This is a genomic window from Celeribacter sp., assembly GCF_048259695.1.
Lineage (GTDB): Bacteria > Pseudomonadota > Alphaproteobacteria > Rhodobacterales > Rhodobacteraceae > Celeribacter.
In genome coordinates this window covers 147,948-161,254 of the sequence record NZ_JBLXHL010000002.1, presented here as the reverse complement: position 1 = coordinate 161,254, position 13,307 = coordinate 147,948, and the positions used below count along the sequence as shown (strand labels likewise).

General features: G+C 54.7%; 16 protein-coding genes. 11 read left to right on the top strand and 5 right to left on the bottom strand.

Annotated elements, in window-relative coordinates:
- Positions 1-115: 115 nt before the first annotated feature.
- A complete protein-coding gene (locus ACN0Q0_RS04295; protein WP_417242133.1) occupies positions 116-865 on the top strand; it encodes a hypothetical protein in 750 nt (249 codons plus the stop codon).
- Positions 862-2,115 (top strand): threonine ammonia-lyase IlvA, encoded by a 1,254-nt coding sequence (gene ilvA, locus ACN0Q0_RS04290; protein ID WP_417242132.1) that lies wholly within the window; start codon positions 862-864, stop codon positions 2,113-2,115. Before ACN0Q0_RS04295 ends, ilvA begins: the two co-directional genes overlap by 4 nt.
- Before the next feature lie 4 nt (positions 2,116-2,119).
- On the opposite strand, the gene ACN0Q0_RS04285 is transcribed toward ilvA, so the two are convergent.
- Entirely contained in the window at positions 2,120-2,455 is a 336-nt protein-coding gene (locus ACN0Q0_RS04285; protein WP_417242131.1) for an Hpt domain-containing protein, read from the bottom strand.
- Between the two features lie 139 nt (positions 2,456-2,594).
- Between ACN0Q0_RS04285 and ACN0Q0_RS04280 the strand changes: the two genes are divergently transcribed.
- Positions 2,595-3,866 carry a PP2C family protein-serine/threonine phosphatase gene (locus tag ACN0Q0_RS04280; RefSeq protein WP_417242130.1) on the top strand — a complete coding sequence of 424 codons (1,272 nt, stop codon included), beginning with the start codon at positions 2,595-2,597 and terminating at the stop codon, positions 3,864-3,866.
- Here the strand turns inward: ACN0Q0_RS04280 and ACN0Q0_RS04275 are convergent.
- On the bottom strand, positions 3,859-4,290 hold the full coding sequence (locus tag ACN0Q0_RS04275) for an NUDIX domain-containing protein (protein WP_417242129.1): 432 nt from the start codon (positions 4,288-4,290) through the stop codon (positions 3,859-3,861). The two genes, ACN0Q0_RS04280 and ACN0Q0_RS04275, sit on opposite strands and share 8 nt — an antisense overlap.
- Before the next feature lie 81 nt (positions 4,291-4,371).
- On the opposite strand from ACN0Q0_RS04275, the gene ACN0Q0_RS04270 reads away from it, so the two are divergent.
- The 5 genes from ACN0Q0_RS04270 (at position 4,372) to ACN0Q0_RS04250 (ending at position 8,897) form a co-directional block, all read left to right on the top strand.
- Positions 4,372-5,370 carry an Hsp33 family molecular chaperone HslO gene (locus ACN0Q0_RS04270; RefSeq protein WP_417242128.1) on the top strand — a complete coding sequence of 333 codons (999 nt, stop codon included), beginning with the start codon at positions 4,372-4,374 and terminating at the stop codon, positions 5,368-5,370.
- Complete coding sequence (locus tag ACN0Q0_RS04265) at positions 5,354-5,956, top strand: CoA pyrophosphatase (protein WP_417242127.1); 603 nt, start codon at positions 5,354-5,356, stop codon at positions 5,954-5,956. The genes ACN0Q0_RS04270 and ACN0Q0_RS04265 overlap by 17 nt, the downstream gene beginning before the upstream one ends.
- Positions 5,953-7,110, top strand: coding sequence for a CCA tRNA nucleotidyltransferase (locus ACN0Q0_RS04260; protein ID WP_417242126.1), 1,158 nt, complete (start codon positions 5,953-5,955; stop codon positions 7,108-7,110). Before ACN0Q0_RS04265 ends, ACN0Q0_RS04260 begins: the two co-directional genes overlap by 4 nt.
- 1 nt (position 7,111) lies before the next feature.
- On the top strand, positions 7,112-8,329 hold the full coding sequence (locus ACN0Q0_RS04255) for a class I SAM-dependent RNA methyltransferase (protein ID WP_417242125.1): 1,218 nt from the start codon (positions 7,112-7,114) through the stop codon (positions 8,327-8,329).
- A gap of 67 nt (positions 8,330-8,396) precedes the next feature.
- Positions 8,397-8,897: a L,D-transpeptidase family protein gene (locus ACN0Q0_RS04250; protein ID WP_417242124.1), complete on the top strand. Its 501-nt coding sequence runs from the start codon at positions 8,397-8,399 to the stop codon at positions 8,895-8,897.
- A gap of 3 nt (positions 8,898-8,900) precedes the next feature.
- Here the strand turns inward: ACN0Q0_RS04250 and ACN0Q0_RS04245 are convergent, their stop codons facing one another.
- On the bottom strand, positions 8,901-9,440 hold the full coding sequence (locus ACN0Q0_RS04245) for a CAP domain-containing protein (RefSeq protein WP_417242123.1): 540 nt from the start codon (positions 9,438-9,440) through the stop codon (positions 8,901-8,903).
- 163 nt (positions 9,441-9,603) lie between these two features.
- Between ACN0Q0_RS04245 and ACN0Q0_RS04240 the strand changes: the two genes are divergently transcribed.
- The gene (locus ACN0Q0_RS04240) at positions 9,604-10,197 is read left to right on the top strand and encodes a L,D-transpeptidase (RefSeq protein ID WP_417242122.1); all 594 of its coding nucleotides are present in this window, start codon (positions 9,604-9,606) and stop codon (positions 10,195-10,197) included.
- A 76-nt stretch (positions 10,198-10,273) separates the two neighbouring features.
- Here the strand turns inward: ACN0Q0_RS04240 and hemH are convergent, their stop codons facing one another.
- Positions 10,274-11,359, bottom strand: coding sequence for a ferrochelatase (hemH, locus tag ACN0Q0_RS04235; RefSeq protein WP_417242121.1), 1,086 nt, complete (start codon positions 11,357-11,359; stop codon positions 10,274-10,276).
- 58 nt (positions 11,360-11,417) lie between these two features.
- Positions 11,418-12,251, bottom strand: a complete 834-nt coding sequence (locus ACN0Q0_RS04230; protein ID WP_417242120.1) for a methyltransferase domain-containing protein — start codon at positions 12,249-12,251, stop codon at positions 11,418-11,420.
- 47 nt (positions 12,252-12,298) lie between these two features.
- Here ACN0Q0_RS04230 and ACN0Q0_RS04225 point away from each other — a divergent pair, with 47 nt between their 5' ends.
- Positions 12,299-13,012, top strand: coding sequence for a ComF family protein (locus tag ACN0Q0_RS04225; RefSeq protein ID WP_417242119.1), 714 nt, complete (start codon positions 12,299-12,301; stop codon positions 13,010-13,012).
- A gap of 37 nt (positions 13,013-13,049) precedes the next feature.
- Positions 13,050-13,307, top strand: a complete 258-nt coding sequence (grxC, locus tag ACN0Q0_RS04220; protein ID WP_417242118.1) for a glutaredoxin 3 — start codon at positions 13,050-13,052, stop codon at positions 13,305-13,307.

The window sequence follows — 13,307 nt, the reverse complement described above, 5'->3', positions numbered from 1 at the left end:
ATCGCTTGGGCGATTATCGGGTTTTGGCCCGAAGAGCAAGGTTTCACACCTGAATGCTTTCTGTTTGGTGTGAAAAGACTTAAGTCTAATCTCAAATGGATGAATGAGGGACCTGATGACCGGTTTTCAAATACTCAAGACAGCGATTGACGATGTGTTCAAAAATCTCAACGACGCATTGGCGACGTCCGGCCTTTTGTGGATCGGTGTCACCGCCGCGCAGGTGGTGTTTTTGGGGAACTTTGGCGGCGTTTCAATGGGTGACCTCGAAACCCCGGCCGCGCTCCCTGTCGGATTGATCAAATGGATGTTCCTTTTGAACATGGCGACACTGGTTATTTCCCTGTGGGTGGCGGTCGCATGGCACCGTTTTATCATTCTGGGCGAACGTCCCGCGACATTGATCCCGCCGTTGAACGGTGCGCGGGTTATGGCGTATTTCTTGATGAGCCTGTTGATTGGTGTGATTGTGGTTGTGATCTTGCTTGTCGCGTCTGTGGTGCTGTCTCCACTCGCGATGATGGGCGGGTCGAGCCTTATCATGATGGGCTATTTCGCGCTCCTCGTTCCGATCACCTATGTCGTTTATCGGGTGTCTCCCGTGCTACCGGCAGCGGCGTTGGGCGAGGGGATCGGCATTGGCGCAGCATGGCGAAAAACCGCACCGATTAAGACCGCCGTTTTTCAGGTTGGTCTACTGGCAACGCTTGCGGGGTTTGTGCTTCAACAGGTCGGTATGCTGTTCGCGTCGAGCGCCCTTTTGACCACGCTGTATAGCCTTGCCAGCGGTTGGGTGATGTTGATGGTGGGGGTGAGTGTCTTCTCGACCATCTACAAACTGTCGAATGATGAGGCGCGTCGATGAGTAACGAGACGTTTAAATCCCGCGCAGAGAGTGCCGAGACCTTTGTGCGGCAGCTGTTTGAACCAACGCCCTGTGCGCGAAACGATCATTTGTCGGCGCAATTCGATGCCGACATCTGGCTCAAACGCGAAGATCTGACCCCCGTGCGATCCTACAAAATCCGCGGGGCGTGGCATGCGATGCATCGGGCCCGTGAGAAAACGCCGGATGTGTCACTGTTTGTGTGCGCCTCTGCGGGAAACCATGCGCAGGGCATGGCCTATGCATGCCGTGAGTTCGGGGTGCGTGGCGTGGTTTTTATGCCCGTGACAACACCGCAGCAAAAGATCGACAAGACCCGCACCTTTGGCGGCAATATGATCGAAATCCGCTTGGTTGGGGACTATTTTGACGACACACTCGCGTCCGCCAAAGCCTATTGTGCTGCGCAAGGCGGGCATTTTCTCGCGCCGTTTGATGATCCTCATGTGATTGAGGGTCAGGCGAGCGTTGCGGTCGAGGCCGTGCGTCAGATGCCACAAGCCCCTGATATTGTTCTTTTGCCGGTCGGTGGCGGCGGATTGTCGGCGGGTGTTTTGCAATACCTGCCCGAATTCTGGCCTCACACCGAGGTCTATCTGGTTGAGCCAAAGGGCGGGGCATCGCTTAAGGCGGCGTTGATCGAAGGTGCGCCCACAACGCTGTCTTTGGTTGATAGTTTTGTAGATGGGGCCGCAGTTGCGCGGATCGGGGCGCTCCCGTTTGAAACGCTGCGCCATATTAAACAGGACCATGTGTTGGCCGCGTCAGAGGACCGCATTTGCACGACGATTGTCGAGATGCTCAACGTCGAGGGTATCGTTTTGGAACCTGCCGGCGCACTGACGGTCGACGCTTTGCGTGATTTGGCGGATGTGATCAAAGGCAAACGGGTTTTGTGCGTGACGTCTGGTGGTAATTTTGATTTTGAACGGCTGCCCGAAGTGCGTGAACGCGCCCAACGGTTTTTGGGGCTCAAGAAATACTTCATTATGCGCTTGCCACAACGCCCCGGTGCGCTGCGCGAGTTTCTCGACATGCTTGGCCCACAAGATGACATTTCCCGGTTTGAATACCTCAAAAAATCGGCGCGTAACTTTGGCTCCGTGTTGATCGGGATTGAAACCAAAGATTCCAAGAACTTCAAAATCCTGTTCGCAAAAATGGAAGATGCCGGATTGGTGCATCGTGACATTACCAATGACGAGGCATTGGCTGAATTTGTGCTTTAAGCGTTTATGCCGTGGTGCCGGAGCCGCCGAGGTATTCGGTTAGTTGCGCACGTGAGGCGTGATAAACCGCAGAGATTTTTGTAACATCAATGGCGTCGACTTTGCCCGTTTTGGCGGACGCCTCGCCGGAAATGCACAGTTCGGAAAATGCGGTGAGGCCCAGATTGAGGGACGCACCTTTTAGAAAGTGCAGCGTGTCGCCCATTGTGACGGCGTCCGTGATCTGTGGAAGTTTCGAAACGGCCTCATCCATTTCGGACAGGAACAGGGTTGCGACCTCCATGAAATCTTCGGAGCCAATTTCATCTTCGAGTGTTTTTAAGCTGGATATGTTGATCATGGTGTCTCCGGTTGGAATTATGTGACCGCAAAATGGCTTTGATCCAGTGAGCGAACTGATCGGAAGTAAACAATTTTAGATTTAAGGGAGCCTTAAGGTCGATCGGGGAAAATCGGCTAAATTCGATAAGGAGCACCGCGTGGCGCTTGTCCAATCTAAAAACACTCTTTTGCAGGCCGTTCCCGAGCGGGGTGTCGTCAATCGCGTACTCGTGGTTGATGACTCTATGGCGCAACGAAAAATCCTTGCCTCTCATTTGAAGCGATGGGGCTACGAGGTGGTTGAGGCCGGATCGGGTGAGGCCGCCATAGAGATTTGCCGCAACGAAGAGATTGATCTGGTCATTTCCGACTGGGTTATGCCGGAGGTGACTGGCCTTGATTTTCTACGTATTTTTAGGGAGTTGGAGCGCGAGCATTACGGTTACTTTATCCTCGTAACCTCCAAATCCGATAAGGCCGAGATTGCGCAGGGGCTGGATGTCGGTGCCGATGATTTTCTGTCTAAACCTGTGTCGAGTGACGAGCTTTTGGCGCGAATTCGGGCGGGTGAGCGCATTTTGAAAATGGAACGCGAGCTGACCGAGAAAAACCGGCTTGTGTCGAAGACATTCCAAGAGATATCGGACCTCTATGACTCGCTTGATAAGGATCTGATCGAGGCACGGCGTCTTCAGCAATCTTTGATTCGCGAGCGTCATCGCGACTTTGGCAATGCGCAGGTCTCGTTGATGCTAAAGCCGAGCGGCCACGTGGGTGGTGATCTCGTTGGTTTTTACCCGATTACCGAGACTTGCTTTGGTCTGTTTTCGCTCGATGTTTCGGGACACGGGGTTGCGTCGGCGTTGATGACCGCGCGTCTTGCGGCCTATTTTAGTGGCTCGACGCCCGAGCAAAATATCGCGATTGAACGTGCTGATGATGGCTCGCCCAAGGCCATTCGTCCGGCAAAGGTCGCCGCAACCCTCAATAAACTGATGTTAGAAGAGATGGAGACGGATCTCTATTTTACGATGACGCTCGGGCATTTTGATTTTTCAACGGGCGAGTTGGTGATTACCCAAGCGGGCCATCCGCATCCGCTTCTTCAAAGCGAAGATGGCTCGGTTACCTTTTTCGGTGATGGGGGATTGCCCGTTGGGCTCATTCCGAACGCGACCTTTGAAGATGTCACTATCACTTTGAAGCCAAAGCAGCGGGTCATTCTCTATTCTGACGGCGTTACGGAATGCATGGATGATAGCGGCGAAATGTTGGATGAACATGGGCTAAAGGGGATTGTGGAGAACCTCAGAGATCAAAGCGGAAATGCCTTTTTTGATACGTTTTTGTGGGATGTGAGTGCGTTCGGAAACGATCGTGATTTTGATGATGATGTTTCGGCTTTGATGTTGGAATTCGACCCTAAATAAGGGATGCGACAAAGGCACGATCCCCCGCGTTTCCTAATCCGGTTGCCGCACTCTCGGGTGTGATCCAATGAGCGGTGTGGTTAGGTTCAATCGGGTCACAAAGCTTTCGCACGGGGCGGGCGGTATAAATCAGACAAATCTTTTCTGCCCACATGTCGTATTCGGGAAGATATGCATATCGCCGAAATCGCCCGACAAAGCGCGGTTGGGCGATCCGCCATCCCGTTTCCTCCCATACCTCGCGATGTAGGGCGGCAATGGCTGTTTCCCCGGAATCAATACCGCCACCCGGCAGTTGAAATTCGTTTTGGCTTCCGCCTTGATAGGTGACGAGAAGCTTCCCATCTAACGGAAGCAGTGCATAAGCTCCGGGGCGTCTCGTATATCGCACGCCGGATTTTTGTGGATCACCATATTTTCTCATATCTACCTTGAGCCCCTCGACGAACTTGTGGGTTTAGCGTGAAAAAGGTATGCCAACCCCTTCAACTCAGGGAAAGCCTAAATGCTCGGTTCAAAAATTGCATGGGATGACACGATCCTCCCTTTTCAACTTGATGCGTCTGACGTGCGTGGTCGCGTTGCGCGCCTTGATGGTGTGCTCGAAAAAATTCTGGAGCAACATGATTACCCCGATAAAATCGAGGCACTTGTGGCTGAAATGGCCCTTTTGACGGCGATGATCGGCCAGACAATCAAGCTGCGGTGGAAATTGTCGTTGCAAATTCGGGGCAATGGCGCGGCCCGTATTGTTGCCACCGATTTTATTGCCCCCCAAGCCGAAGGTGAACCCGCAACGATGCGTGCTTATGCTTCCTTTGATGCGGAAAAATTGGCAGATGCCGAGACCTTTGAAGAGTTGGTTGGCAAGGGATACTTTGCCATCCTGATTGACCAAGGCAAAGGCTCTACGCCCTATCAGGGGATCACACCGCTTGCGGGGGATTCTATCTCTGCCTGTGCGGAGACCTATTTTGCGCAGTCCGAGCAATTGCCAACGCGGTTCTCTGTTTCCTTTGGGAAATCCCGAATGGCCGGAGGAAGCGAGGCGTGGCGTGCGGGCGGCGTGATGTTGCAAAAAATGCCAAAAGCATCGCCACTGATGAAGCCAAAAGACGGCGAAGACCCTGTTTTGGTGTCTGCGGTCGACCTGCTTGATGGGGATGACGAGGAAAACTGGAACCGCGCAAATATTTTGCTCGATTCCGTCGATGATCTTGAACTTATCGGGCCAAGCGTTCCTCCAACTGATTTGTTGGTACGGCTGTTCCATGAGGATCAGCCGCGTGTGTTCGATGCACAATCGGTTCGGTTTGGATGTGGGTGCTCCGAGGACCGCGTGCGCCAAAGCCTGTCGATCTATTCCGCGAAAGACCTTGCTCATATGACAACGGAAAATGGCGATGTGACCGCAGATTGCCAGTTCTGTGGCGCGCATTACGTTTTGGATCCGGCGACATTGGGGTTCGAGGCAAAGGACACGTCGGATGGCAGTGGCGATTGATATCAAACGCCTTGTGCGTGGGCTTGAGGCCGAGGGGCGGGAAACCTCCGACTTTGATCTCAATCCTAACGCAGACAGATTTGCCGCGTCGCAACTGCGTACGGCGGGTGTTTTGGTCGCCTTTATCGAGCGTCCCTCAGGTTTAAACCTGATCCTGACCAAACGGGCCTCGCATCTTAAACACCACCCGGGGCAAATTGCTTTTCCCGGGGGTCGAATGGATGAGGGGGACACGGATGTGATCGCGACAGCGCTGCGCGAGGCACATGAAGAGATTGGCCTGACTGCTGATAACGTCGAGGTTCTAGGCCAATTGCCGCCACATGAAACGGTGAGCAGATATTCCATGGTCCCGATTTTGGGCCGGATTAGAGCCGATTTTGACGCTGTTTGCGAGGTGGGTGAAGTGGCGGAGCTTTTCGAGGTTCCTGTTGATGCTGTTCTTGATCCGTCCAGGTTTCGTATCGAACAACGCATGTGGCGCGGAACGATGCGATCCTATTATACGGTTCCCTGCGGCCCCTATTACATTTGGGGTGCGACCGCGCGCGTTCTCAAAGGGTTAGCGGAAAGGGTTTCACAGTGACGCTTTTAAACGCGCCTTGGTTAACCGCCCCAAACACACAGTTGGTTCTATCGACGCTCACGGGCGCGGGCTATGAGGCCTATGTGGTGGGCGGAAGCGTGCGCAATACATTGCTCGGGGTGCCTGTGTCCGACCTCGATATTGCGACGTCGGCGCGGCCGGATCAGGTTGTCGGTGTCTTTGAAGCGTCAGGGGTCAAGGTCGTTCCGACAGGGATTGAGCACGGGACGGTCACGGTTGTTTTGGGGGGTGCGCCGTTCGAAGTTACGACGTTTCGCAAAGACATCGAGACCGATGGACGTCGCGCCGTCGTGCAGTTTTCCGAGACAATGGCGGATGATGCTTTTCGGCGCGATTTCACGATAAATGCGCTGTACTGTGATGCTACGGGCGTGATTTACGATCCTGTTGGCGGCTTGTCTGATCTGGAGCGCCGTCGTGTGCGGTTCATTGAAACTCCGGAAACCCGCATTCGTGAAGACTATCTGCGTATCCTGCGATTTTTCCGGTTTCATGCGTGGTATGGCGATGATGCGGACGGATTGGATGCGGACGGGTTAGCGGCCTGTGCGGCGAATTTGGACGGGTTGGACCAGTTGTCGCGGGAACGGGTCGGGGCCGAGTTTCTCAAACTGTTGGCCGCGCCACATCCGGAAACGGCTTTGGGTGCGATGGAGCAATCGGGTGTTCTGGCGCGATTGTTACCGGGAGCCGGATGCAAAACCGTCTTTGCGCTCTCGGTGCTTGGGGCCGATCCTGATCCGGTTGTGCGTCTTGCGGCGATGGGCGGCGTGGATGTGTCCGAACGGTTGCGTTTGTCGAAAAAACAGGCGGCCAAATTGGAGTTGCTGCGTGCCGCGATGGGGTCAAGCGAAGCGATTGACAGTCTCGCTTACCGTTATGGCGGCGCAATTGCTGTCGCCGCGACCTATCTCAGGTCTGCCATGTTCGAGACCTGTTTGCCAGATGGATGGCGCCGCGAAGTCGAGCGTGGAATGGCGGCGGTTTTCCCTGTAAAGGCAAGAGATCTGCCGCCCTCATTTGAGGGTCCGGCCCTTGGGCGCGCGCTTAAACAGATGGAGCAAAGGTGGATCAATTCACACTTTGACCTCACAAAACCGAACCTTCTTTCTGACTATTTAGGGGATACCTGACGTGGTGCATGTAACAATCGAACGCCTTGGCCACCAAGGTGACGGCATCGCCGATGGACCCGTTTTCGCGCCCCAAACATTGCCGGGTGAGGTGATCGAGGGGGATGTCGTCGATGGGCGCATTGCCAAGCCGCGCATTTTGACGCCATCCGGTAATCGGGTCAAAGCACCGTGCCGCCATTACAACGTCTGTGGCGGCTGCTCGCTTCAACATGCGTCCGATGATTTTGTGTCGCAGTGGAAGTGTGATGTGGTCGCGACCGCGCTAAAGCATCAAAATATTGCTGTGGATATCGCGGCGATTCATACCTCGCCTGCCGGATCGCGCCGCCGCGCCGTGTTTCACGGCAAGCGGACAAAAAACGGGGCCACCTTGGGTCTGTTTGGACGGGCGAGTGATATTTTGCATGATATTCCTGACTGTAAACTGATGTCGGCGCGTATCATGGACGGGTTTGAAATGCTTCGGGCGCTTGTTGTGCTTGGTGCGACAAGACGTGGCCAAATGACCCTCACCGTTACCGAAGTGGCGGGGGGATTGGATGTCTCTGTTGAAAACGGAAAAGATCTTGATCTTGGATTTCGGTCAGAATTGGCAGAATTTGTGCCGAATTCGGGTCTAATTCGACTTGTTTGGCATGGCGAAGTTATTGCGCAAAACGGACTGCCCTATCAGCTTTTTGGTGCAGCCAAAGTGGTTCCGCCGGCGGGAGCCTTTTTGCAGGCCACAACGCATGGTGAGGGTGTTTTGGTTGATGCGATGCGCCGCGCTGTCGGACCTGCGAAGTCGATCGTCGATCTTTTCGCGGGGTGCGGGACATTTAGCCTTCCGCTCGCCGAACATGCGCGGGTTCATGCGGTCGAGGATGTGGATGCAATGATGGCGGCACTGGATGCGGGGTGGCGTGAGGCGCGTGGTCTCAAAGTTGTCACAACAGAAACACGCGATTTGTTCCGACGCCCTCTTTTGAAAGACGAGTTGGCCAAATTCGAAGCGGTTGTCATGGACCCGCCACGTGCGGGGGCTGCGGCGCAAACGGATGAATTGGCCAAAAGTGATACCCGTGTGATCGGGTTTGTGTCCTGTAATCCGGTGACATTCGCACGTGATGCGCGGGTTTTGATGGATGCGGGGTTTGTGTTGGACTGGCTTGAAGTGGTCGATCAGTTCCGTTGGTCGGCGCATGTCGAGATCGCCGCACGGTTTGCGCGAATGTGATCAACATTGTGTTTGTGGATGAATGGGATTGGTGTATCAGCGGCCAAAACCAATCAAGGGCATGAGCATGCACCGTCGTCATTTTATTTGTTGTCTTGCTGCGGTTGCGGGTGTCCCGGGCATCGGATTTGCGCGTGAGCTTAAGCCCTATACCGGTCCTGAGATCACACGCGTGGTTTTGCACAAAAGCCGCCGCCGTCTTTACCTTTTGAGCGGCGACACGGTCGTAAAAGATTACAAGGTTGGCCTTGGGTCGGCACCCGCGGGGCCGAAGCGGTTCGAGGGTGACGGCAAAACGCCCGAAGGCAGCTATATTATCGACAAGCGGAACCCGAATTCGGCCTTTCATCTGTCGATCGGCATTTCGTACCCGAATCTTCAGGATGTTGAATATGCGCGCGCCAATGGGAAACGGGCGGGCGGGGATATTTTCATCCACGGCCGCGCCCGCCAGAATAGAGGTAAGGGACGTGACTGGACGGCAGGCTGTATTGCCGTGAAAGACCGTCACATCGAAGAGATTTACATGATGGTTCCGCTCGGAACCCAGATCGATATCTACCCGTAACGGTTAGTTGGCGGCGAGCGCCGTGCCACCGGAGCGTCCGCCAAGGATGAGCGTCCACCAAAGTTTGCCGTTGCTCTCCTGATACCAGGCAAATCCCATATCCGTGGCGCGACGATCAAGGATGATATCGCGGGTGTCGGATTGTTCCATCCACGCAGACAGCGTTTCAAGTTCCGTTTCATAGGTTTCGGAAATGTTTTCACCGAGCATGACACCCGAATAACCCGACCGTGCGACGCGGCTGATGGGGGAGGATCCGTCAGATCCAAAATGCCATGGACGGTTCTGAACCTGCATGTCGCGCGAATGGGTCGCGGCGGCGGCGTTCAGGTTGGCGTTCAATTCAACCGCATCACGGCCGGCCGCGGAGCGCAGTGCATTGATCGAGTCGAGCATACGATATTCGATCTTGGCCTCATCGCGATTGGCGATTCGATAGACGCGTGGCAACGGCTTCCCGTCCGGTCCAAGTTGTTCTGGCGGTGCGGCACAGGCAGTGAGGCCGAGTGCAAAAATCGTCAAAATGGCAAAAAACCGCGTCATATGAGACACTCCAAATTCTGTTCTCAGGTCAACTAGCGCGTTTTGCGAGGTGGATCAAATGGCGTTCGCGTGATTCCGCTTCTCGCGATTGTTTGAATTGCGACTGCGGCAATCGCGCCATATATAGAGAGGCAATGATTTCAAACAAACATGGACGACCAATATGTCGAAAACGCCTAACAACATCATTGGACGCCGCGCTTTTTTGGCTGCGGGGGCGGCAACCTTGGCGGCTCCGGCGTTTGCCCAGACGGATGATTCGACCGAAGTTGAACGCGATTTATCCGAGTCGGTCCGCCGCAATATCTCCAGTTTCCGGTCGCTCGACTGGCATCCGTATTTCGATTCTTTGAGAAACGGTGCAATTCTTGTCGATACAACGTCGCGTGCGCTTCATTATTGGAATGAGGCAGAGACGATTTATAAACTCTACCCGACCTCCGTGCCACTCACCGAAGATTTGACCCGTCGCGGGCGCACGGAAATTATCCGTAAGGTTGAGGGGCCAAGTTGGGCGCCCACACCGTCGATGCGCATTCGCAACCCCGAGTGGCCCGAGTTTGTCGGCCCGGGTCCGAACAATCCGCTCGGCACGCACGCGCTTTACCTGAGTTGGCAATATTACCGTATTCACGGCACGCACGACACGCGTAAAATCGGACGTCAGTCGTCGAACGGATGCATTGGTCTGTACAATGAACACATTGCGGAGCTGTATGAGTTGGCCAAAACAGGCACTCAGGTTTTGTTGATCTGAGCGACCTCACAGATTGAATTGAAAAAGGCGGCCCGATTGGAGCCGCCTTTTGTTTTGGGTTTTATGGTCGCCTAGATCAGATCCAGCCTGCGAGGTTTTTCTCGATCACATGGACGAGCGCGTCGATGTGTGCGGGATCATCATTGAGGCAAGGAATGTAGAGAAATTCCTCGCCGCCCGCCTCCTCAAAGCTCTCTTTGATCTCTTCGTTGATCTCTTCGAGGGTTTCAATGCAGTCGGCGGAGAAAGCCGGTGCGCATACGGCGATGCTTTTGTTGCCGGCTTCTGCTTGCCGCGCCACCTCCTCGACCGTGTAGGGTTGTAGCCAGTCCTCTGGTCCGAATTTGGATTGGAACGTCGTCATAATCTGTGTGTCATCCCACCCCAGACGTTCCTTGAGCAGGCGTGTCGTTTTGTGACACTGGCAATGGTATGGATCACCGCCCTCTTTGAGGTAGCGTTCGGGAAGCCCGTGATACGAACAAATCAGAATGTCAGGCTTGCGTTCCGCATCGGCATAGGCGCTTTCGACCGAGGCCGCGAGGGCGTCAACGTATTTGGGTTCGTCAAAGTACGGTGGGACAGTGCGGGATGCAGGTTGCCAGTTTTCTTCCATCAAGGCGCGGAAAAACTGGTCATTGGCCGTGGCAACCGTCGCCCCCGCGTATTGCGGGTAAAGCGGAAAGAACAGGATTTTTGTACAGCCCTGTGCGACCATATGGGCCACTTTCGATTTGGTCGACGGGTTGCCGTAGCGCATGCAGAAATCGACCATGACATGATCGCCGTGCTTGGCCTTGATCTGTTTTGTGATCGCTTTTGTCTGATCCTTTGTGATCGTCATGAGGGGGCTTTCATTTGCCTCCTCGTTCCAGATCGAACGATAGGCCGCGCCGGATTTTGACGGGCGAAAGGTCAAGACGATGCCTTGCAGGATGGGTTGCCATTTCCATTTCGGGTAGTCGATGACACGTTCGTCAGACAGAAATTCGTTGAGGTAGCGGCGCATCGACCAATAATCCGTTGCATCGGGTGTGCCGAGGTTGGCCAACAGGATGCCGATCTTTTCCTTTGGAATCTTCGGGTGGTCTGTCTGCGCATGCGCGGGGCATGTGGCGTCTGGCGCGTTCGTATTGATCCGCGTCGGCTTCATCTTTCCCATGGTGTCCCTTCCATATCTTTGTTCTGTAGGCTTAGTGCGTTCGGGCGTGCGGTCAATATCAACGGCGTCCACTTTCGGGTAGTTTTAGCTCATTTGTGCCAAGTGCGTCGGCAAGTCGCGATCTTGCACTGCCGGGTCTGAGCGGTTTGGGCTGACTTTCGTCCGGCGCCCATCCCGTGAGGCACACCAGATCAAACGTTGCGATGAGGCGGCCATCCTCGGAGAAATTGTCGCGGTAGACTTTCTCGGTCAACTCGAACAGGGTCTTGGGAGTAAATGTGCGCTTGCTTTGCGTGAGGGCCGCGGTCTCGCCCATTGCACGCAGATCATGCATGAGCCGCTTCAGGGTCGCATAACTGGCTTTTCGAACCACCTTGTCCGCAACGGGGAGAGCAAACGAGGCGCGTTGCAACAGCGCACCCAAGTCACGGATTTCCCCCATCGGCAAAATGCGGGGAGAAAGGCCGTTGGACAGTGAGATTTCAGCTTCGGCAAGGCTACTGCGCAACTCTTTAAGGGTCTCGTCGCCAAGAAACATAGCGAGCATTAGCCCGTCAGGGCGTAGCGCGCGGTTGCATTGGATGAGTTGGCCAACGGGATCATTGGCCCAATGCAGCGCCATTGCGTGAATAACGAGATCAAACTGACCTTCGGGCAGGGCAAGTGTATCGGTGTCCTCGATTACGGTCGCATCGGGGAGCCATGCTTTCCACAGATCGGGAAACCCTGTGACCACCGCAACATCGTGAAACGATTTATTAACCATATCAAGGCGATCTTCGACCTCAAGACGGACTTCGTCGTGGAGGAAAAAGTCCCCCTTTGCGCGCTCTGCGCGGCGGCGATGTTGGTCTAACGTCTCGCGATTGATGAGAGGGGGGTGAGCGGCCATTTCATGTCCTTTGTAGATTTTGCGCACTCTAGGAAACGGAAGCGGAAATGAAAACACTCGCGACACTTCTCTACCCACCCCAGTGCCTGAACTGTGATGTCTATATCGACGCGGATTACGGGTTGTGTCCGACATGTTGGGCGCAGACGGATTTTGTCATTGATCATCCGTGTGATGCCTGTGGCCGGCCCCTGATGGGGGAGGCGCGGGAAGGCGATTTGTGTGATGATTGCCTTGTGGTGTCGCGGGTATGGTCCAAAGGTCGGGCCGTGATGCAATACGCGGGTGTGGGGCGATCGCTTGTGCTGAGTTTCAAACACGGGGACCGTACCGACCTTGCGCCTGTTTTGGGTGCGTGGCTGGCCAAATCGGCCGCCCCGCTTATTGCCAACGATACCCTCATTGCACCCGTTCCGCTGCACTGGGTGCGGCTCTTGCGGCGGCGGTATAACCAGTCACTTCTGTTGTCACATGAGGTGGCGAAGCGCACGGGGGCGCAGCATGTTTGCAATTTGCTGACGCGTGCCAAACGGACCAGAAGCCTTGATGGACTGAACGCGCTCGCGCGACGTGATGTCGTTAATAATGCCCTGAAAATAACGCCCAAACATGCACATGTTTTAAAGGGGCGGCCTGTTTTGTTGGTTGATGATGTGATGACGACAGGAGCAACCTTGAACGCCTGTGCACAGGTCTGTCGCGATGCCGGTGCATCACGTGTTGATGTGGTGGTGCTTGCACGCGTTGCCAGGGAGCGCTGAATCCTTATAGTCCGCCAAAACGTACAAGGAATCCGCAATGCAGCCTGTTACCCTTTACACCACACCAACCTGCCCGTTTTGCATCGCAGCAAAGCGACTTTTGGACAAAAAAGGTGTCACCTACACGAATATCGACGTGATGCGTGATCCGTCGCGCCGGTCCGAAATGATGGAAAAGGCGCATGGTCGCCACACCGTTCCCCAAATCTTTATTGGTTCGACCCATGTGGGCGGTAGCGACGAGCTTCATGCTCTGGAGCGTGCGGGGAAACTTGATGCGCTATTGGCGGGTTAA

Excerpts from the sequence above, each read along its gene's own strand:
- ACN0Q0_RS04295 (WP_417242133.1), top strand. The coding sequence starts at position 116 with ATGACCGGTTTTCAAATACTCAAGACAGCGATTGACGATGTGTTCAAA.
- ilvA (WP_417242132.1), top strand. The coding sequence starts at position 862 with ATGAGTAACGAGACGTTTAAATCCCGCGCAGAGAGTGCCGAGACCTTT.
- ACN0Q0_RS04285 (WP_417242131.1), bottom strand. The coding sequence starts at position 2,455 with ATGATCAACATATCCAGCTTAAAAACACTCGAAGATGAAATTGGCTCC.
- ACN0Q0_RS04275 (WP_417242129.1), bottom strand. The coding sequence starts at position 4,290 with ATGAGAAAATATGGTGATCCACAAAAATCCGGCGTGCGATATACGAGA.
- ACN0Q0_RS04270 (WP_417242128.1), top strand. The coding sequence starts at position 4,372 with ATGCTCGGTTCAAAAATTGCATGGGATGACACGATCCTCCCTTTTCAA.
- ACN0Q0_RS04265 (WP_417242127.1), top strand. The coding sequence starts at position 5,354 with ATGGCAGTGGCGATTGATATCAAACGCCTTGTGCGTGGGCTTGAGGCC.
- ACN0Q0_RS04250 (WP_417242124.1), top strand. The coding sequence starts at position 8,397 with ATGCACCGTCGTCATTTTATTTGTTGTCTTGCTGCGGTTGCGGGTGTC.
- ACN0Q0_RS04245 (WP_417242123.1), bottom strand. The coding sequence starts at position 9,440 with ATGACGCGGTTTTTTGCCATTTTGACGATTTTTGCACTCGGCCTCACT.
- ACN0Q0_RS04240 (WP_417242122.1), top strand. The coding sequence starts at position 9,604 with ATGTCGAAAACGCCTAACAACATCATTGGACGCCGCGCTTTTTTGGCT.
- hemH (WP_417242121.1), bottom strand. The coding sequence starts at position 11,359 with ATGGGAAAGATGAAGCCGACGCGGATCAATACGAACGCGCCAGACGCC.
- ACN0Q0_RS04230 (WP_417242120.1), bottom strand. The coding sequence starts at position 12,251 with ATGGCCGCTCACCCCCCTCTCATCAATCGCGAGACGTTAGACCAACAT.
- ACN0Q0_RS04225 (WP_417242119.1), top strand. The coding sequence starts at position 12,299 with ATGAAAACACTCGCGACACTTCTCTACCCACCCCAGTGCCTGAACTGT.
- grxC (WP_417242118.1), top strand. The coding sequence starts at position 13,050 with ATGCAGCCTGTTACCCTTTACACCACACCAACCTGCCCGTTTTGCATC.